General features: G+C 71.9%; 16 protein-coding genes, 1 tRNA gene and 1 pseudogene. 9 read left to right on the forward strand and 9 right to left on the reverse strand.

Annotated features, from left to right (window positions below; translation table 11 throughout):
• The first annotated feature begins 61 nt into the window (after window positions 1-61).
• On the forward strand, window positions 62-1,141 hold the full coding sequence (locus ACFVS6_RS20800) for a dihydrodipicolinate reductase (RefSeq protein ID WP_389705687.1): 1,080 nt from the start codon (window positions 62-64) through the stop codon (window positions 1,139-1,141).
• Entirely contained in the window at window positions 1,138-1,617 is a 480-nt protein-coding gene (locus ACFVS6_RS20805; RefSeq protein WP_389705689.1) for a carboxymuconolactone decarboxylase family protein, read from the forward strand. Before ACFVS6_RS20800 ends, ACFVS6_RS20805 begins: the two co-directional genes overlap by 4 nt.
• Before the next feature lie 74 nt (window positions 1,618-1,691).
• On the opposite strand, the gene ACFVS6_RS20810 is transcribed toward ACFVS6_RS20805, so the two are convergent.
• Window positions 1,692-3,260, reverse strand: a complete 1,569-nt coding sequence (locus ACFVS6_RS20810; protein WP_389705691.1) for a GMC oxidoreductase — start codon at window positions 3,258-3,260, stop codon at window positions 1,692-1,694.
• Between the two features lie 688 nt (window positions 3,261-3,948).
• On the opposite strand from ACFVS6_RS20810, the gene ACFVS6_RS20815 reads away from it, so the two are divergent.
• The 3 genes from ACFVS6_RS20815 to ACFVS6_RS20825 all read left to right on the forward strand — a co-directional run bounded on the left by ACFVS6_RS20815 (window position 3,949) and on the right by ACFVS6_RS20825 (window position 5,824).
• The gene (locus ACFVS6_RS20815; RefSeq protein WP_389705693.1) at window positions 3,949-4,686 is read left to right on the forward strand and encodes an ankyrin repeat domain-containing protein; all 738 of its coding nucleotides are present in this window, start codon (window positions 3,949-3,951) and stop codon (window positions 4,684-4,686) included.
• A 55-nt stretch (window positions 4,687-4,741) separates the two neighbouring features.
• A tRNA-Trp gene (locus ACFVS6_RS20820) sits at window positions 4,742-4,818 on the forward strand.
• 193 nt (window positions 4,819-5,011) lie between these two features.
• Window positions 5,012-5,824, forward strand: coding sequence for a tRNA(His) guanylyltransferase Thg1 family protein (locus tag ACFVS6_RS20825; protein ID WP_389705695.1), 813 nt, complete (start codon window positions 5,012-5,014; stop codon window positions 5,822-5,824).
• 113 nt (window positions 5,825-5,937) lie between these two features.
• On the opposite strand, the gene ACFVS6_RS20830 is transcribed toward ACFVS6_RS20825, so the two are convergent.
• Both ACFVS6_RS20830 and ACFVS6_RS20835 read right to left on the reverse strand, forming a co-directional pair.
• A complete protein-coding gene (locus ACFVS6_RS20830) occupies window positions 5,938-6,171 on the reverse strand; it encodes a hypothetical protein (protein ID WP_389705697.1) in 234 nt (77 codons plus the stop codon).
• A 196-nt stretch (window positions 6,172-6,367) separates the two neighbouring features.
• Complete coding sequence (locus ACFVS6_RS20835; protein WP_389705698.1) at window positions 6,368-6,748, reverse strand: VOC family protein; 381 nt, start codon at window positions 6,746-6,748, stop codon at window positions 6,368-6,370.
• A gap of 316 nt (window positions 6,749-7,064) precedes the next feature.
• On the opposite strand from ACFVS6_RS20835, the gene ACFVS6_RS20840 reads away from it, so the two are divergent.
• On the forward strand, window positions 7,065-7,973 hold the full coding sequence (locus tag ACFVS6_RS20840) for a hypothetical protein (protein ID WP_389705700.1): 909 nt from the start codon (window positions 7,065-7,067) through the stop codon (window positions 7,971-7,973).
• Window positions 7,974-8,026: 53 nt separating this feature from the next.
• Here ACFVS6_RS20840 and ACFVS6_RS20845 read toward each other — a convergent pair whose 3' ends face one another.
• From ACFVS6_RS20845 to ACFVS6_RS20860, 4 genes are read right to left on the reverse strand one after another with little or no spacing between them, the layout of a single operon-like run.
• Window positions 8,027-10,420: a polysaccharide lyase 8 family protein gene (locus tag ACFVS6_RS20845; RefSeq protein WP_389705702.1), complete on the reverse strand. Its 2,394-nt coding sequence runs from the start codon at window positions 10,418-10,420 to the stop codon at window positions 8,027-8,029.
• Between the two features lie 60 nt (window positions 10,421-10,480).
• On the reverse strand, window positions 10,481-11,320 hold the full coding sequence (locus ACFVS6_RS20850; RefSeq protein ID WP_389705704.1) for a sugar phosphate isomerase/epimerase family protein: 840 nt from the start codon (window positions 11,318-11,320) through the stop codon (window positions 10,481-10,483).
• Window positions 11,317-12,477, reverse strand: a complete 1,161-nt coding sequence (locus ACFVS6_RS20855) for a dihydrodipicolinate synthase family protein (protein WP_389705706.1) — start codon at window positions 12,475-12,477, stop codon at window positions 11,317-11,319. The genes ACFVS6_RS20850 and ACFVS6_RS20855 overlap by 4 nt, the downstream gene beginning before the upstream one ends.
• Window positions 12,474-13,625, reverse strand: coding sequence for a Gfo/Idh/MocA family protein (locus tag ACFVS6_RS20860; protein WP_389705708.1), 1,152 nt, complete (start codon window positions 13,623-13,625; stop codon window positions 12,474-12,476). The genes ACFVS6_RS20855 and ACFVS6_RS20860 overlap by 4 nt, the downstream gene beginning before the upstream one ends.
• Before the next feature lie 212 nt (window positions 13,626-13,837).
• On the opposite strand from ACFVS6_RS20860, the gene ACFVS6_RS20865 reads away from it, so the two are divergent.
• The gene (locus tag ACFVS6_RS20865) at window positions 13,838-14,911 is read left to right on the forward strand and encodes a LacI family DNA-binding transcriptional regulator (RefSeq protein WP_389705710.1); all 1,074 of its coding nucleotides are present in this window, start codon (window positions 13,838-13,840) and stop codon (window positions 14,909-14,911) included.
• Window positions 14,908-15,705 (forward strand): sugar phosphate isomerase/epimerase family protein, encoded by a 798-nt coding sequence (locus ACFVS6_RS20870; protein WP_389705712.1) that lies wholly within the window; start codon window positions 14,908-14,910, stop codon window positions 15,703-15,705. The genes ACFVS6_RS20865 and ACFVS6_RS20870 overlap by 4 nt, the downstream gene beginning before the upstream one ends.
• Window positions 15,706-15,848: 143 nt before the next feature.
• On the opposite strand, the gene ACFVS6_RS20875 is transcribed toward ACFVS6_RS20870, so the two are convergent.
• Window positions 15,849-16,334: a substrate-binding domain-containing protein gene (locus tag ACFVS6_RS20875; protein WP_389705797.1), complete on the reverse strand. Its 486-nt coding sequence runs from the start codon at window positions 16,332-16,334 to the stop codon at window positions 15,849-15,851.
• A 24-nt stretch (window positions 16,335-16,358) separates the two neighbouring features.
• Window positions 16,359-17,420: pseudogene (locus ACFVS6_RS20880) on the reverse strand (DeoR family transcriptional regulator); the annotation flags it as partial.
• A 228-nt stretch (window positions 17,421-17,648) separates the two neighbouring features.
• Between ACFVS6_RS20880 and ACFVS6_RS20885 the strand changes: the two are divergent.
• Window positions 17,649-19,481, forward strand: a complete 1,833-nt coding sequence (locus ACFVS6_RS20885) for a beta-galactosidase family protein (RefSeq protein ID WP_389705714.1) — start codon at window positions 17,649-17,651, stop codon at window positions 19,479-19,481.
• Window position 19,482: the final 1 nt, after the last annotated feature.

The raw sequence follows: 19,482 nt of genomic DNA on the forward strand, positions 1-19,482 counted from the left end.
CGTCCGAAATTCATCGTTCACGGCCCTGGGCACCTCATGAGCTCCTCGCTACCCTCCGCGCATGATTCCCACGGTGGTCTGGGGCACGGGCAACGTAGGCCGCGCGGCGATCCGCGCCGTCGAGGCCCACCCGGCGCTCGAACTCACGGCAGTGATCGTCCACAACCCCGACAAGGTCGGCCGCGACGCGGGCGAACTCGCGGGACTCCAAAACCCGTTGGGGGTGGTGGCGACCGACGACGTCGAAGCGGTGCTCGCCGCCCGACCCGCCGCCGTCGTGTACGCGGCGTCCGGCGACATCCGCCCCGACGACGCGCTCGCCGACCTGGTGCGCGCCATATCCGCGGGCGCGGCCGTCGTCAGCCCCGCCCTGTACCCGCTCTACGACCACCGCAACGCCCCGCCCGAGTTCCGCGACCCGGTGCTCGCCGCGGTCGAGGAGGGCGGCGGTTCCCTCTTCGCCTCCGGCGTCGACCCGGGCTGGGGGAACGACGTCCTGCCGCTGCTCCTCAGCGGTCTCGGCTCCACCATCGACGTGATCCGCTGTCAGGAGATCTTCGACTACTCCACGTACGACCAACCGGACTCGGTCCGCGACCTCATCGGCATGGGTCGGCCGATGGACTTCGAGCCCATGATGCTCATGCCCTCGATCCCCACCATGGTGTGGGGAGGGCAGGTCCGGATGATGGCCCGAGCCCTCGGCGTCGAACTCGACGAGATCCGCGAGACCTCGGAACGCCGCGCCCTCGACACCACCGTCACCACCCGCACCATGGGCGACTTCGAGGCCGGCACCCAGGGGGCCATCCGCTTCGAGGTCCAGGGCATCGTCGAGGGCGAGCCCCGCATCGTCATCGAACACGTCACCCGCATCCACGCCTCCTGCGCCCCCGACTGGCCCACCCCGCCCGACGGCGCCGGAGCCCACCGCGTGGTCATCGAAGGACGCCCCCGCATCGAGGTCACCATCGAGGCGACCGACGAGGGCGAGAACCGCTCGGCGGGCGGCAACGCCACCGCCGTCGGCCGGCTGGTCGGAGCCATCGACTGGCTCGTCGCCGCCGAACCCGGACTCTACGACGCGCTCGACATCCCGCTGCGTCCCGCAGTCGGCAAACTCGGAAGGAAGCAGCCGTGAACATCGACATTCCCGAGGGCCAGCACCCCATCGAGTACGTGTGGGGGGACATGGTCCCCGGCATCGGCATGGCCGCCGCGAACTTCTCCCTCTCCGTCTACGCCCACACCACCCTGGGCCTGCGGGAGTTCGAGGCCGCCCGGCTGCGCATCGCGCAGATCAACGGGTGCGTCTTCTGCCTCGACTGGCGCACCGACCGGGACGGGGAGAAGGTCGAGGAGGAGTTCGCCGACGCGGTCACCGAGTGGCGCACCACCAAGGCGTTCGACGACCGCACCCGGCTGGCCGCCGAGTACGCGGAGCGCTACGCCCTGGACCACCACAACCTCGACGAGGAATTCTGGGAGCGGATGACCGCCCGGTACAGCCAGTTGGAGATCGTGGAGCTGAGCATGAGCATCGGATCCTGGCTCGCCTTCGGACGCCTCAATCACGTCCTGGGCCTCGACAGCGTCTGCGTGCTGCCGGGCAACTGAGTCGGTTCGGGGCGACCGACGTGGTGCGGGGCCGGCCGGAGAGTCCGGCCGGCCCCGTCTTCGTCGGGCCCCCGCTAGAGGTCCGTTGCGATGATCTTCTCGATGTTGCGCTCGGCGAGCGCCGTGATCGTCACGAACGGATTGACGCTGGTGTTGCCGGGGATCAGCGCTCCGTCGATCACGTACAGGCCGGGGTGCCCGTGCAGACGGCCGTAGTTGTCGGTGGCCTTGTTCAACACCGCACCGCCGAGCGGGTGGTAGGTGAGGTGGTCGCCCCAGATCTTGTTCAGGCCGAAGAGGTCGGTCCGGTAGATCGTCCCCTCCTTCGAGTTGATCTTGTCGAAGATGCTCTTCGCCATGTCGATGGACGGCTGCTTCCAGGAGGTCTGCCAGTTCAGACCCACCTTCTGCGCGGCGGCGTCCCAGGTGAACTCGCCGCGGTGCGGGTTCTTCGTGATCGACAGGTAGAACGAGGCGTACGTCTCGATCCCGGTCGGCAGCGGGGCCACTTCGGCGAAGGCGCCGCCGGCGTCCCAGTTGTCGATCCCTCCGCAGGGAATGGAGGCCTGGACCTTCCCGGTCGCGTCCCACATGTGGTTGGCGCGGCCGCACATGACGTTGCCGTTCTCGCCCCAGCCCTTGCCGATCTCGTTGTTGAGGTTCGGCAGCGCCCCCGTGGCCTTCAGCTTCACGAGGAGCTTGCTCGTGCCGACGCTCCCGGCAGCGAAGAACACCTTGTCGGCGACGACGCTCTTGGTGGCGATCGTCGTGCCCGTGGTGTCCAGCTGCTCGATGACGACCGTGTAGCCGCCACCGGCCGAGGGGGAGACGGTGGTGACCCGGTGCAGGGGCGAGATGCTGACCTTGCCGGTGGCGCGGGCCGCGGCGATGTAGGTCTGCTGGAGGGACTTCTTGCCGGCGTTGTTCCCGTAGAGGATCTCGCCCGCCACCGCGGACTTGGGGACGGTGCCGGCCACCTCCTTCTTCATGTAGTCCCAGTCGTAGACGTCCGGGACGAAGACGAACGGGAATCCGGAACGCTGGGCGTGCTTGCGGCCGACGCGGGAGAACTGGTAGCAGTCCACGGTCTCGAACCAGTTGGGGTCGATGAGGCCGACCCCCAGGCCGGCGTTGGCCCGCGGGTAGTAGGTGTCGTACATCTCGTCGGCGTTCACGGACGGCAGGATCGAGGCGAAGTTCTGCCGCTTGGGGGTCACCGCCATGCCACCGTTGACGAGGGAGCCACCGCCGACGCCGCGCCCCTGGTAGACGATGATCCCGCCCATCTCCTCGGCGTCCAGGATGCCCGTGTACTTCGGGACGTCCTTGTCGATCGGGAAGCCGAGGAAGTTGCTGAGCGGGGCCTTCGTCCGTGTGCGCAGCCAGTAGGACCGGTAGTCCGGCTTGGTGGTGTTGGCGAAGATCTTCCCGTCGGTGCCCGGGGTGTCCCAGGCCATGCCCATCTCGATCATGTGCACGTCGACACCCGCCTGGGCGAGGCGCAGCGCGGCGACGGAGCCGCCGTAACCGGTGCCGATGACGAGGGCCGGGACGCGTGCCCCGGACTCGATGGGTGTGTTCGCGACGGCGGTTCCCGCGGAGGCCCTCGCGTGGGCCGGAGTGGCGTTGACCGCTAGGGCCATGGCTCCAAGAATAGAACCAGTTCCAGCGATAAATCCGCGACGCGAAACACCGTTGGATACCTTGCTGTTCAGGCCTTTGTCACTCATGTGACGTTCCTCACTCTCGACGGAGTGAGAACAAGTTCTACTGTCGGGTGGCTGGTAAGTCACTACATACGTCGAGGTAACTTGTGACTGATTCCGGTTGCTGCGGCCCGCCGGGGCCGGGGGGACCGGAGGTTCGGGGGTTCCAGGAGCCGGGAGATCCGGGGAGGCCGGGCGGGTCGGGGGAGTCGGGGAAGGTCGCGCCGGCCTTGGGCGGCTCGTCCCTACCGGTGAAACGTCGGCCACAGGGCGGCAGGTGGGGGCCCGCGCGAGGGAGTCCTCGTGGGTGAACGTGCCGGTGTTCCCCGGGCGCGGCGTCAGCGGCACCGGTTGTTCGGCCTTGCCGCCGCTGTCGGATCCCGATCCGTCCCGCGGGAGCGGCCGTGTCCACGATCCGGGTGGGGGCGACGTCGAGGCGCGCGCCCGGAAGCCTCCCGCCGAGGGGGATGGTTCCGCCCGGGCCACTTGGTCCGGGGGCCGGGGGGAGGAGCACGAGCGGGGCGGCGCACGGCGGGGCCCCTCCCTCCCGTCCCCTCCCGCGATCTTCCGAGCCTGCGCCTCCAACCACCGTCGGGCCCGCGCGGGAGCCCAGTAGCCTGGACGGATGCAGGTACTCGAAGCGGACGACCCGAGAGCCATCGCCGTCACCGCCGCCATTCGTGGCGGAGACCTCCCGGAACTGCGGCGGCTGTTGGACGCCGATCCGGGGCTCGCGACCACCCGGATCGTCCGGCGCGGCGAGGCCGCGGGGGAGCGCGGTCTGTTGCACGTCGCGACCGACTGGCCAGGCCACCACCCGCGCACCGCCGAGGTGATCCGCACCCTCGTGGCAGCCGGCGCGGACCCCGCGGCACGGTTCGTGGGCGCCCACGAGGAGACCCCGCTGCACTGGGCCGCGAGCAACGACGACGTCGCCGCCGTCGACGCCCTGGTCGAGGCCGGCGCCGACATCGAGGCGCGGGGCGGCGTCATCGGCGGCGGGACCCCGCTGGCCGACGCGCGGGCCTTCGGCCAGTGGCGGGCCGCCCAACGGCTCCTGGACCACGGGGCCCACCCCGACCTCCACGACGCCGCGACCCTGGGGCTGCTCGACCGGGTCACCGCCCACCTCACGGCTTCCCCCGCGCACCCGGACGACATCACGAGCGCCTTCTGGTGCTCCTGCCAGGGTGGGCAACTGTCCACGGCCCGGTACCTGCTGTCCCGAGGCGCGGACATCAACTGGATCGGCCACGACGACCTGACCCCGCTCGACGTGGCTCTGACCAGCACGGACCCCTCCCTGGCCGACTGGCTCCGGACGCGTGGCGCCCTCACCCGGGCCGAAATTTCATCCGGTTGACCCCCGGAAACATGTGGATCTTCGGGCGGCGCCGTGTCATGGTTGGTCTCGCCGAAGGGGTGTAGCTCAGCTGGCCAGAGCAACGGTCTCCAAAACCGTAGGTCGCAGGTTCGACTCCTGCCGCCCCTGCCAAGCGCGCACGACGCGTTGACAGGCAACACGATGAAGGCCCGTACGGGAGTACCTCCCGTACGGGCCTTCATCGTTGGCCGTTCCGCGTTCATCGGGGACCTTCGTTCTCCCGGGGCCGCCACGGCGGGCGAATGGGGCCGTTCGCGGTCGCGGGCGCCGATAGCCTGGCCGCACACCGAACCGGGGGGCCACCATGAGCGACACCACCGCGCTGGGCGACCGCATGAAGCGGTACGAGGCCGCGCACAGGACGGTCCTGCCGCGCTCCACCTACACGATCCTCCGCCTCGACGGGCGCTCCTTCCACACCTACTTGAGGGACGCCGACAAGCCGTTCGACATGGCGTTCGTGGCGGACATGGCCGCCGTCACGGAAGCGCTCTGCACGGAGGCGGCGGGCGCGGCGATCGCGTACACCCAGTCCGACGAGATCAGCCTGCTCCTCACCGACTTCGCCACGCCCACCACCGAGCCGTGGTTCGGCGGGGTCGTGGCCAAGCAACTGTCCGTCTCGGCGTCCTTGGCGACGGCGGTCCTCAACGAGCGACGCCCGGGGCGGCGGGCGCTCTTCGACGCGCGGGTGTTCACCATGGCGGACCCGGTGGAGGTGGCGAACTACTTCCTGTGGCGCCAGCGGGACGCCGTCCGCAACAGCGTCGCCATGGCGGCGCAGGCCCACTTCCCGCACGAGCGCCTCCACCGGGTCTCCACCGGTGGCATGAAGGGGCTCCTGCGGTCGGAGAAGGGCGTGCACTGGAACGACTACCCCGATGCCTGCAAGCGCGGCCAGGTCGCGACCAGGGCGACCGGTGAGCGGACCGTCGAGTACGTCGACAAGCGCACCCGGGAAACGATGCGCACCACCGCGGTCCGTTCGTGGTGGGAGATTTCGGGGGCCCCGCAGTTCACGGCCGAGCCCACGGGGTGGCTGGCAGGGATGATTCCCGACCTGCCGGCCCTGTCGGCGACGGGCCGGTGGAGCGGTGACGGACCGGGAGTGGTGTGACGGGCCGGTAGGGGGCCCGGGTAGTGGGGTGGCGCCGGTGGAGGGCCCGCCGCCGCCGGGTGCGGTGACGGGCGCCGGCGGGCCACCGCAACTGAGTACGGCGGCCCGCCGAGCTACCGGGAGGACGGGGTTTGCTGGGTCACCTCGTCACGGATGAGGTAACGGTGCTGCTCGTAGACGAGACGGGCGTCGTCGCTGGGGAGCGGATCGCTCCGCAGGCCGCAGGCGCAGGTCACGGTGGTGAGGCCGGACAAGGGCCGGTGCGCCTGACCGAGGCTCTCCGGGTGACTGTCGCCCTGGTGGTTTTCGAGGCGGAGACGATGACGGGAGGCAGGGGGCTTGCTCATGCACCCATCATCGCTGCTGGTACGCCCGGGTACCGGCTGCGGCTCGGTAGTGCACACCGAGCGGCGGCACCATCCCCCTCGACGGACGGGGTCGGCGAGGCCCGCGCCCGGGTGGCCGGGCCCGGGACATGGAAGGGTCCCGGAACCCGGGACCCGGACGGCGCAGGCCCGGCCGGAATCATCCGATGGCGACGGCTCAGCCGCCGTACGGGCGGGTGATGATTTCCATCCCGTGACCGGAGGGGTCGGGGAAGTAGACGCCGCGACCGCCGTCGTTGTGGTTGATCTCGCCCGGCTGCTTGCCGTGCGGGTCGGCGAAGAACGGAATTCCCGCGGCTCGGATCTTCTCGAACGCCGAGTCGAACTCCTCCTCCGGGATCAGGAACGCGTAGTGCTGCGCCACGATGGACTCGGCGGGGATGGTCGCGAAGTCGAGGGTGACGCCGTTGCCGGTTTCCACGGCGATGAACGGGCCCCATTCCGCGCCGACTTCGAGACCGAGGATGTGCGCCAGGAAGGTGGCGGACTCCCGGTTGTCACGGGAGTGGATGATCGTGTGATTGAGCTGGACCGACATGAGTGAATGCCTCCGCAAGGCATGTCACGGACACCTCCATGCCTCACCCGGTCGGTGACCGACACGCGATGCCGTCGGTCCGACCTTAGGCGGCGTCTCCGGGTGAAGTCCAGGGCCATCGCCCCGCCGCCCCCTGTTCCCTACCGCTCCAGGCCCTCTCGGCTTCCACCCCGGCTCCTTCCTGCCTCCGCCTCCGGTGGAGCCGCCGTGTCGCGCGGACATGACCTACGGCGCGCGAAATGGGCCCGGACGGCGGGGCGGCGCCTAAGCTGCCCTCCGTACGGATGATCGCCAACTGCCTTCGGGGGAAGCAAAGATGACATCTGGAACGCCGCCGCGCGACGGGACGCACACGCCGGCCACCATCCGACAGCTGTGGCAGCTGCTCGAACCGCTTCACGCCCTCGTCTACTTCGCTCCGGAGTCCTACGAGGAGGCGGGCACCCTCGGCTACGACACCGCTGAACGGTGGCCCCTGTACTTCGCCTTTCGCGCCGCGCCCCTCGGCACGGTCGAACCCGCCTTGGTCACCTCCCTCTTCTACAGCTTCGACCCGTCCATGGTGGAGCGATACGTGACCGGGGCATGGCACACCGCCCCGCCCGAGCGGGTCCTGGCGGCTCGGGCGAGGGCCATCGACAGGGCATTGCGCTCAGCGCTCGGCGGCCGGATCGACTCCCCCGAGCTGGCGGAGGCCGCGCAACTCGCCCGCGGAGCCGCCGAGGCCGCCCGGACCGCCGGCCGGCCGCTCGCGGCGGCCAACGCCGCACTGCCCTGGCCGGAGACCCCGCACGGGGTGCTCTGGCACGCGGCGACGATCCTTCGCGAGCACCGCGGCGACGGCCACCTCGCCGCCCTGCAGGCGCACCACCTCGACGCGGTCGAATCGCTGGTGCTCCAGGCCGGTGTCGGCGCTGCCCCGGTGGCTGCCTTCGAGGGCCGAAGCTGGTCCGCGCGGGAGTGGGGCGCGGCCCAGGACCGGCTCGCAGCCCGGGGGCTGCTGGCCGAGGACGCCACGGTCACCGGGGCGGGCCTTGCCCTGCGCACCGCCGTCGAGCTGCTGACGGACGAACTCGCCACCGCCCCGTGGGCCGGGCTGACGGCGGGAGAGACGGCACGACTCACGGAACTGCTCCTGCCTCCCGTACTCGATGTGGTGGGGACCGGACTGCTGCCGACCCAGGGGACCCTCGGCATCGGCATGAAGTACGACTACGCGAACTGACTTCCCCGCCGATCCCAGCCGCCCTCTTTCCCGTCCCGAGCCACGCCACGACGTCACCCCAACCGGACCACCACCTGCTGCGTCGACCCGGCTGCCGCGGTGAGGCTCCCGAACTCGATCCGAAGCCGGCTTCCCGTGACCGCCGAGACCACGCTCGGCGGCCGGGACAGCACCGCCGCGACCGGCCGGTGCCACACGACCGTCAGTGAACCCGCGGTCCGGGTGGGGTCCGAGACGCACAGGGAGGCGGTGCCGTCACCCCTCAGACGCAGCAGCACCGAACAAGGACCGTCGGCCTCAAGAGGTCCGACGGTGCCCGCCTGCCAGAAATTGACGCCGGTGAAACCGAGCGAGGCGACGGACACCCCCTGGGCCGTCCTGGAGTTGGCGAGCAGCGTCAGCCATTCCGGGGCGGCGGACCGCGCCGCCGTCTGCGCCGCGCTCGCCCCGGGGATCACCTGGTACACGTAACCGGCGTCGACCGGGTCCCTGCCGTGGTCGTACCAGAGGGTGGCGTAGCGCCGGCTCAACGAGGTGGTCGACCCGCCCCGGTTGATGTCGCTCCACCGACCGGTGCGTTCCTCCCGCAGTGCCTTGAAGGACCCCGGCCCGCGCAGGACGTAACCGCCGAAGCCCGCGAGATGGGCCCAGCCCGGGGCGCTGAAGGCCCCGGACCAGGGGGGCCGGGCCGGCTGGACGATGCCACCGATGGTCAGCGCGTGAACGCCTGCCGCGCCCAGGTTGCGGTTGTCGACGACCGACTCCACCGGGACGCCGTCGGAAGCGCGGATGCCCGCTCCCAGGCAGACGACCGTGTCCGCGAGGAAGAACCAGGACTTGTGGGCTTCGAGCGTGCTGCCCAGGCCCCGCAGATGCTGACCCACCGAAGCGAACTCCCCGTCGGTGCTGCCGCCCACCCAGGCGGCGTCCGGGCGGGAGGCGCCCCAATCACCTCCCGCCCCGTCCGCGAGGACCTTGCGGGCCACCGTCGTACCCGGCAGCCTGAGGGGATCGACCGTGGGCCAGAAAGCGTCGGAATACTGGCCGTTGCCGTACGTCGAACCCCACCAGGAGAGCATCCCGCTTCCGGTGTGCCAGCCCCGCAGGTGCTCACCGTTGCCCGTCTCGTAGTGGGCGATCCGTCGTGACGCCATGGACAGGGAGGCGGCCCAGCCCGGCCTCCGGTGGGTCGCCCGGTCCATCGAGGCGAAGATCCGGTGACCCACCGGCTCCGGCTCGGCCACCACCGTCGGGTCGGCCTGGAGTTCGGCGAGCCGGGCGAGGGCGGACAGTCCCAGCGTCCTGTCCGCCAGGGGACGGCTGTAATAGGCGCGGTCCGACCATCCCTTCACCAGCCCCCGCCACCGGCTCCGCTCAGTGGCGCTCGCCCCCTCGGCGAGCAGCAGGATCGCGGCCAGAACGGCGTGCCCCCGGGTGTGGTCGTCCTGCTGAACCTGCCGGGCGTCCGAGACGAGCAGCCCCCGACTGACGGCCCGCCCCGATACGGCGTCCATGACCAGTCCGTTGAAGAGGAAGGGCGCCCACGCCCGCTCCACGGCATCCAGGACCGTCCCTGCCCCGGGATCCGTGACCTGCCACGGGGTGTCCTTCAGGAGCGCGAACAGCATCCCCAGTCCGCCGAGGAACACCGAGCCGTACGTCCCCGTGTAGGGCACCCACGTGTGCTGGACGAAGGAACCGTCCCGGTACAGCCCGTCGCCCGTGGTGACGTACGGGAAGACGGGGGACAGCGCATCCCTGGCCAGGGCCGTCTTCGCGTCGTCCGATCCGACCACTCCGCGCAGGGCCAGTACCCGACACAGGTCCACCCGGTTGGCACCCGTGCTGGTACCGCTGTACGAGGCGACGGCGGAGTCCGGCACGAAATGGTCGACGGCCGCGCAGAACCGGGCGATCCGATCCGTGCCCAGCCGCTCGTACAGCAGGACGCACAGGTCGAGGAGCGCCTGAGGGGCGCCGATCTGCCAGCAGTACCAGTTGCCGTACCGCACCCGACCCGTGTGGTAGACCTCCGCGTGCAGGTGGTCCACTCCGGTCAGCAGGGACGACAACAGCCCGCCGTCCCCGGTGAGACCGGTTCCGGGGCGCAGGAAGGCCTCCGCCATCGTCCGGAGCCGGTAGTAGCTCTGCATCATCTTCTCGGGATCGGTGGCGAACCCGAGATCCGGCCAGAGCGATCCGGGCGAAGGCGCCATGGTGGCGGCCCAGCCGCCCACCTGCTCACCGAGCTCCGCGAGCCGTGACCGGAACGGCTCCTCCGATACCGGGAATCCGCCGCCCAGGAGGAGGTCGCGCCAGAGCGCGCGCATCGCCTCGTGGACGTCGCCGGAGGGCCCGGCAGCCGCTCGCTCCGCGGGCCCCCCGAACACCAGCGCACCCCCGCCCGCCGCAGAGAGGAAGGAACGCCTACTCCACACCCGTGTCACCGCAACCTCCTCGTCCTGTCCGTACCGTTCCCCGGTGCACCGCTCGGGCCGTTACCCGCCCTACTCGACGTGTCGCCGGTAGCGTTCGACCACCTCCCTGAGCACCTCGGAGCCGTCCCGCGCCCACAGACCCGGATGGAAGATCTCCACCTCGACCGGCCCCCGGTAGCCCGCCGCGTCGGCCAGCTCCCGGAACCCGCGCAGGTCGACGCATCCGTCGCCCAACTGTCCCCGGCCGAGCAGCACCCCCTCGGGGAGCGGGGTCACCCAGTCCGCCACCTGGACCGACGCGAGCCGCCCGCCGACGCCGGCCCGCCGTAGATCGCCCGGCAGCCGCTCGTCCCACCACAGGTGGTAGGAGTCGGCGACGACCCCCACCCGCTCGGCGGGGAACTGCTCGGCGATGTCGAGGGCCTGGCCCAGGGTGGAGACCACACAGCGGTCCGCCGCGAACATCGGATGCAGCGGCTCGATCCCGAGCCGCACGCCGAACCCGGCGGCCCAGGGGACCAGCTCACCGAGCATGTCGACGATCCGTCGGCGCGCTCCCACCAGGTCGCGGTCGCCCGCGGGCAGACCTCCCGCGACCAGGACCAGGACGTCGGCCCCCAGCTCGGCCGCTTCCTCCACCGCCCGCCGGTTGTCCTGGAGCGCCGCTGCCCGGCCCGCCGGGTCGGCGGCGGTGAAGAAGCCGCCCCGGCACAGCGAGGTGACGCGCAGCCCCGCCCCGGAGACGAGCTTGGCGGTCTCCCGCACGCCGAACCCGCGCACCGGCTCCCGCCACAACCCCACCGCGCCCACCCCTGTCGCCGTGCACCCGGCGACGAGATCGGGCAGCGACCACTGGTGGATCGTCTCCTGGTTGAGGCTGAGTCGGGCCGGAGCCGTCGCGCGGGTCACGAGGTCACCCCGTACACGTGGAGGAGCCGGCGCATTCGGGCCTCGGCGAGCCCTGGATCGGGGAACAGGCCGAGCCGGTCGGCCAGTTCGTACGCGGTCGCCAGGTGGGGGAGGGAGCGGGCCGACTGGAGCCCGGCCACCATCGTGAAGTGGTTCTGGTGTCCCGCCAACCAGGCCAGCAGGACCACCCCCGTCTTGTAGTGGCGGGTGGGCGGTGCGAACAGGTGCCGGGCCAGTGCGACCGTCGGGTCCAGCAGTGCGCGCATGCCCGCCGGGTCGCCCTGGTCGAGGGCGATCGCGGCCCTGGCGGCGATCGGGGCGAGGGGATCGAAGACCCCCAGCAGCGCGTCGCCGACCCGTTGTCCGTCCCCCTCGATGAGCTCGGGATAGTTGTGGTCGTCACCGGTGTAGCAGCGGACCCCCGCCGGCAGGCGCCGCCTGATCTCCACCTCCCGTTCCGCGTCCAGCAGGGAGACCTTGACGCCGTCGACCTTCTCCGGACACTCGGAGACGATCTTCAGGAGGACCTCCATGGCCGCGTCCTGGTCCTCGTGGCCCCAATAGCCCGCGAGCTCGGGGTCGAACATCGGTCCCAGCCAGTGCAGCACGACCGGTTGGGCGCTCTGCCGGAGCAGCGGGCCGTACACCTCCAGGTAGTCCTCGGGGCCGCGGGCGGTGGCGGCGAGGGCCCGTGACGCCATGAGGACGGCCCGGGCGCCGCACGCCTCGGTGTGGGCGAGCTGTTCCTCGTACGCACCCGTGATGGCGGCCAGGGAATGCGGTTTCCCCGGGGGGAGCTGGTCCGTTCCCGTCCCGCAGACGATCCGGCCTCCCACGGAGTGGGCTTCGGCGGCCGAGCGCCGGATCAACTCCGCCGCCGTCGGCCAGTCGAGGCCCATTCCGCGCTGGGCGGTGTCCATGGCCTCCGCGACTCCGAGCCCCTGCTCCCACAGCCGGTGCCGGAACGCCAGTGTGCCTTCCCAGTCGACCACCGGACGGCTGTCCGCCGACGCGGCGAGCGGGTCGGCCACCACATGGGCGGCCGCGTGGAACACACGGGTGCGGGCCGGGCCCGCGACCAGGGGAGGCAACGGCGCGGTGTTGGGCCTGTGCAGCCGCAACTCACCATCCGCGGAAGGGAGCAGGATGCCGTTCACAGCGTCACCTCGGGCACCGTGAGCCGCCGCCCTTCGGCGGAGGAGCGTAGGCCGAGCTGGGCCAGCTGCACCCCGCGGGCCCCCGCGAGCAGGTCCCACCGCCACGGCTCGTCCCTCACGACATGACGCAGGAAGAGCTCCCACTGGGCCTTGAAACCGTTGTCCGACGGGCTGTTGTCCGGAACCTCCTGCCACTGGGTGCGGAAGGGCTCGGCCTGCGGCAGATCCGGATTCCACACCGGCTTCGGCGTCGCGGCGCGGTGCTGGACGCGGCAGCCGCGGAGGCCTGCGACGGCCGATCCGTGGGTCCCGTCGATCTGGAACTCCACCAGCTCGTCGCGGTGCACCCGCACCGCCCAGGAGGAGTTGATCTGGGCGACGGCGCCGCCCTCCAGCTCGAAGATGCCGTAGACGGCATCTTCCGCAGTGGCCTCGTACGGCTTGCCCTCCTCGTCCCAACGGCGGGCGATGTGGGTCCGCGCGAGGGCCTGCACCGTACGGACCCGGCCGAAGAGTTCGTGCAGCAGGTACTCCCAGTGCGGGAACATGTCGGCCACGATCCCCCCGCCGTCCTGCGAGCGGTAGTTCCATGACGGGCGCTGCGCGGCCTGCCAGTCCCCCTCGAACACCCAGTAGCCGAACTCGCCCCGCACGGACAGGACCTCACCGAAGAATCCGCCCTCGATCAGGCGCCTCAGCTTCAGCAGGCCCGGCAGGAAGAGCTTGTCCTGCACCACGCCGTGCTTGACGCCGGCCGCCTCGGCGAGCCGTGCCAGCTCCAGCGACGACTCGAAGGTGAGGGCGGTCGGCTTCTCGCAGTAGACGTGCTTCCCGGCGGCGATGGCCCGGCGGACCGCCGGGTCGCGGGCCCCGGTCACCTGGGCGTCGAAGTAGATCTCCACCGACGGATCCGCCAGCACGGCCTCCAGATCGGTGCTGAACTCCTCCAGTCCGTGCCGCTCGGCGATGGCTCGCAGCGCGCTCTCCCGCCGGCCCACCAGAACGGGCTCCGGCCAGATCACCGACCCGTCCCCGAGGTCGAGCCCGCCCTGCTCGCGCAGCGCGAGCAGGGACCGGACCAGATGCTGCCGGTATCCCATCCGTCCGGTCACGCCGTTCATGGCGATCTTGATCGTCCTGCGTTTCATGGGGCCCTCCGTCGGTTCGTCGCTCTTCCTGTCGATATCCGCGCCACTGTAGAAAGCGCTTTCTCCACTGCCAGGCTAGGACTCGCGTCCACTGCTTGACAACCCTCGTTCGAGTGATAGAAAGCGCTTACTGAATCCGCCATGATGGAGATCCACACCGGATGAGACGATGACCGGGGGCGGCCCGCGAGGGCAGAAGGAGAGGTTCGGCAATGGCGGTCACTTTGGCCGAGGTCGCGGCGCACGCAGGCGTTTCGTCGGCCACGGTCTCGCGCGTACTGAACGGCGGCTATCCGGTGGCGGGCGGCACCCGCACCAGGGTGGAGCAGGCCGTCGAGGAACTGGGGTACGTCGCCAACGGCCCCGCCCGGGCACTCGCCGCAGCCACCTCGGACCTCATCGGCGTACTCGTGCACGACATCGCGGACAGCTTCTTCGGGGTCCTGGCCGGCTCCCTCCAACAGGCCCTGGGCCCGGCCGGCCGGGCGGAGCCGCGCCGCCTGGCCGTCGTCTGCAATACCGAGGGGGCCCCCGCCGCCGAGATCGCCTACCTCACACTGCTGGAAGGGCAGCGGGCAGGGGGCGTCGTCCTCACCGGCGGGGCCGTCGAGGATCCCGACCACATCACCGCGCTCGCCGCCCGGGTCTCGCGGATAGCGGCCACCGGGGCGCCCGTGGTCCTGTGCGGCCGCCCGCCCTTGCCCGTCGACGACGGGCTGCCCGTGGCCACCATCGTGTTCGACGACCGGGGAGGGGCCTTCCGCCTCGCCGAGCACCTCCTGGCCCTCGGCCACCGCCGCATCGCCTACGTGGCGGGCCCGCCGGGGCTGAGCAGTTCCCGCGAACGCCTCGCCGGACACCGGGACGCGCTGGCGCGCCACGACCCGGCCCTCCCCGAAACCTGCGCCCCGCTCACCGTGCACGCCGGGTTCGAACGGGCCGCCGGCTATGACGCAGCCCGGGAACTGCTCCGGCGCGCCGTGCCCTTCACCGCCGTCGCGTCCGCCAACGACGCCGTCGCGACGGGTGTAGTCGCCGCTCTGCGCGAAGCGGGCCTGCGCATCCCGGAGGACGTCTCGGTCGCCGGCTTCGACGACCTGCCGTTCTGCGTGGACACCGCTCCCGCGCTCACCACGGTGCGTGTGCCGCTGCGCGAGGCCGGGATCCTGGCCGCGAACCTGGTGACCGGCCGCAGATCCCCACCCCCCGGCGGCATCACCACCCTGCCCACCGAGCTCATGGTGCGGGGCTCCACGGCCCCGCCGCCCGAGGGGAGCAGGCCGTGAAGTACGCCTTCTCGACGCTGGGCCTGCCCGGAAGCCCGCTGGCGCGGAGCGCCGCACTGGCATCCGAACACCAGTACGACGGCCTTGAGGTGCGTGCGCACCCCGAGGAGTCGTTGCACGCGGGGAGCCCGAGCGGTGACAGGGCCGCTGGGCTGCGGGCGGTGACCGCGGCGGGCGTGAGGGTCCTCGGGGTCGCCGGCTATGCCCGGGTGGCGGCGGCCGGTGACGACGAGACCGTCCTCGCCGAGGTGAGGGGCCTCGTGCAGCTGGCCGCGGATCTTGAGGCACCGTTCGTACGGGTCTTTCCCGGTGGTGGGGGACTGCCGCCCGACCGGGCCGACGCCAATGCCGTGCGCCGATTGCGCGGGGCGGCGCCGTTCGCCGATCGGCACGGCGTGCGGATCCTGCTGGAGACCCACGACTCCCATCGCGGCGCGGCGGCGACGGCCCGGGTGCTGCACGAGGTGGGGCACCCCGCCGCCGGTGCCTTGTGGGACGTGCTGCACACCTGGCTGGAAGGAGAGACCGCGCCGCAGTCGCGAAGACACCTGGGCGAGCACCTGGGCTACGTACAGGTCAAGGACGTGGCCTCCGCCCACGACCTCACCCCGATCGGTCTCGGCGCCGGAGTCCTGCCCCTGGCCGAGGCGGTGGCCGCGGCGCCGGACGAGGGCTGGTTGTGCTGGGAGTACGAGAGACGTTGGTACCCCGAGGCCGCCGAGCTGGCCGGTCGGCTGGGTGAGGGCCGGGAGTACCTGGAGCGCCTGGTGGCCCACGAGCATCGGGCCGAGTAGGAGAGGGGAGCGCGGGCGCGGCCCGTTGAGGCGGGCCGGACCGGTCGGGCCGTGGATTTGGGATCCTGCCCGGGCCGCCGGGCCCGAGCATGGCCAGGTGATCGTTTCGATCGGAATGCGCGCATGCCGGGCCGGAGCCGGGGCTACGTGCGGATGTTCAGGCGGGGGAGGAGCTCCACGTGTTGGCGCGGGCTCTCGTGCGGACCGCCCGTGAGTCGTTCGAGCAGCAGGGTCGCGGCCCTGGCCCCGACCTCGCGCTTGGCCGGGGCCACCGCCGAGAGGGGTACGTCGGCCAGGCCGGCCACCTCGTCGTCGTAGGTGATCACAGCCAGGTCCTCCGGCACCCGCACGCCCCGGGCCTGGAGGCGGGGGATCAGCATGATGGCGTCGGTGTCGCTGTGGATCAGCGCCGCGGTCACCCCGCCGGAGGTCACCGCGTCGTACAAGTAGTCCAGGGTCCGGGCGAAGCGGTCGGCCACCGAGAGCCCGGCGTCCCCGTATCCGACCGGGCCCGCCACGGCTTCCGCCACTCCGGCTCCCACTGCCCCGGCCTCCGTGGCCCCGGCTCCCACCGCTCCGATTCCCGTGGCCCTGCCTCCCGCAGCTCCGGGCCCGGCCTCCGCAGGCATGGCCCCGATTCCCGCGGCCCCGCCTCCCGCCGCTCCGGCCCCGGCCTCCGCAGCCACGGCCCCGGCTCGTGCGGCCCCGCTCCCGGGTCCCGCCGCCCCGGCCCCGGCGTCCGCAGTCACGGCGCCGGCTCCTGCGGCCCCGACCCCGGCCTCCGCAGCCACGGACCCGGTCGTCCCGGTTCCCGCAGTCACGGTCCCCGTCGTCCCGGTTCCCGCAGTCACGGTCCCCGTCGTCCCGGTTCCCGCAGTCACGGTCCCCGTCGTCCCGGTTCCCGCGTCCTCGGACCCCGTCGCTACGGCTCCCGCCGCCGCGGCCCCTGCGGCCCCGGTTCCGGTCCCGGTTGTGGTGGGCCAGGGGGGAGCCGGTTCCAGGCCGAGGGCGCTCACGGCGGCCTCGAACCCGGAGCGCAGGCGGGCGGTCGTCGGGGTCTCCTGACTGGCGAGGGCGATCCGCCGGTGCCCTTGCTCCACCAGGTGCTGGACGGCCCGCGCGGCCCCGTGGGCGTGGTCGGACACCACCCGGTCCAGCGCCGCCGCGGGGTGCCCCGGAGGAGCGGTGCGCTCGACCAGCACGGTCGGCACAGCGAGCTCGGCCGTCCAGGCGCCCTCGCCGGGAGCCGCGGAACCGGCGTCCCAGTTGGGGGTCAGGAGCAGTCCGTCCGCCCCGGTGGACAGCAGTCGGTCGGCCTGGGTGCGGTCCTCGCCCGTCAGGTAACGGGTCAGCCCGACCGTGAGGCGTGCGCCCCGCGCCTCGACGACCTCGCGGGCACCCCGTACGACCTCGGCGTAGTAGTACTCGGTGGTGGGGACCACCATCCCGATCACCAGGCCCGCTGCGGAACCCGCCTGCGCCTGCGCCCGGCCGGCACCGGCCGCTTCGGGGGAGCCGTGTCGTACGCCCTCGACCCGGCTGATCACCCCGTGCATCCGGCGGATCTCGCCCCGGGCCGCCATCGCCTCGATGTCCCGGCGCAGGGTCACGGGCGAAACGCCGAGTTCGAGGGCCAGGTCGGCCACCCGCACGCTGCCGCGGGCCCGTACGAGCGCCAGCACCTGCGCCTGACGTTGGTCCACATGTGGTCTCACGGGGTCCCCCTGGTTTCCGGCCGCTTTCCGGCGGGTCCGGGCCGTGCCGGCCGGCAGCTCCTCGGACGGGCCCCGAACGGTCCGTCCGCGCGGCCATCATAGGCATTCGAATCGATCGATTCGATTGATTCCGTTCAACCGGTCATTGACTGGGCGGACGGGGCGTTCATATATTCGGCTTCGTCCCCCGCACCTCACGGCATCTCGACCTCTCCCGGGAGTCAGCGCATGCTCACGCACGACCAGGACGGATTCCGCCGGGCAGGGCGCCCCCACCGCATCGTCTCGGGTGCGCTGCACTACTTCCGGGTCCATCCCGACCTGTGGGAGGACCGGTTGCGGCGGTTGCGGGCCATGGGGGCCAACACCGTGGACACGTACGTCCCCTGGAACTTCCACGAGACCGGCCCGGGCAAGGGCGATTTCACCGGCCGGCGCGACGTCGGCCGGTTCCTGCGCATCGCCCAGGACATCGGGCTCGACGCCATCGTCCGGCCCGGACCCTACATCTGCGCCGAATGGGACTTCGGCGGCCTGCCCGCCCGCCTCCTCGCCGTCGACGGGCTGCACCTGCGGTGCTCCGACCCCCGCTTCCAGGCCGAGGTGGACGGCTGGTTCGACCTGGTCGTCCCCGAGTTGCTGCCCCACCTCGCGAGCCGCGGGGGCCCCGTGGTGGCCGTGCAGATCGAGAACGAGTACGGCTCGTACGGCAACGACGCCCGCTACCCCGCACACGTCGACGACGCCCTGACCCGACGCGGCGTCGACTGCCTGCTGTTCACCGCGGACGGCGCCGAGGACGCCATGCTCCAGGGCGGCACGGTCCCCGGCCGGCTCGCGACGGCCACCTTCGGAGCACGGCCCGCCGAACGCTTCGACGTCCTGAGGCGCTACCAGCGCACCGGCCCGCTGACCGCCATGGAGTTCTGGATCGGCTGGTTCGACCACTGGGGAGAGGGCCACCACGTCCGCGACGTACGGGAGTCCGCCGACTCCCTCGATGAACTCCTCGCCACCGGAGCCTCCGTCAACCTCTACATGGCGCACGGCGGAACCAACTTCGGCTTCTGGGCGGGCGCCAACCACACCGGGTCACGTCCCGCGGACCCCGGCTACCTGCCCACCGTCACCAGCTACGACTACGACGCCCCGATCGGCGAGGCCGGCGAACTCACCGAGAAGTTCCACGCCTTCCGCGAGGTCATCGGCAAGTACCTCCCGCTCCCCGACGGCCCGCTGCCCGCCCCGCCGCCCCGGATGGCACCCGCCCGCGCCACTTCCGCCGGCACCGCCCCGCTCCTCGGGGCGCTCCGGCTCCTCGGCGGCGAGCCCGTCCGCAGGCCCGCGCCCGAGTCCATGGAGAAGCTCGGTCAGGACCACGGCCTGATCCACTACCGCACCACGCTCACCGGGCCGCGCCCCGCCATGCCCGTCAGGATCGACGGCCTCGGGGACCACGCCCACCTCTTCGCCGACGGCCGGCCCCTGGGCACCCTCGACCGCAACGCCCCCGACGAGGGCATCGACCTGCCCGTCGGCGAGGCGGGCGTCGTACTCGACATCCTGGTGCGGGCCCGCGGCCGGGTGAACTACGGACCGCTGCTCGACGACCGCAAGGGCATCTGGCGCGGGGTGCGCCACGGCCACCAGAACCTGTTCGAGTGGGAGATCACCCCTCTGCCGCTCACCGACCTGACCGGCCTCGACTGGTCGACGCCGGTGGGCACCGGGACCGACCCGGCAACCCCGACGGACGCCGACGGCCCCTCCGCGACGGCGGAGCCCACCTTCCACCGCTTCACCCACACCCCCCACGAGCCGCCGGCGGACGCCTTCATCGACCTCTCCGGCTGGGGAACCGGACTGGTCTGGCTGAACGGCTTCCTGCTCGGCAACTACGACACCCCGCGCGGTCCGCAGCGCACCCTGTACGCGCCCGGCCCCCTGTGGCGCGCCGTCGGAAACGAGATCGTGGTCCTGGAAATGGAACGCCCCGGCACCGAACTCCCGCTGAGCGACCGGCCCGATCTCGGCCGTCCGACCGCCATCACCCCCCAGTGAG

The sequence above is a fragment of the Streptomyces sp. NPDC057939 genome (assembly GCF_042887545.1).
Classification (GTDB): Bacteria; Actinomycetota; Actinomycetes; order Streptomycetales; family Streptomycetaceae; genus Streptomyces.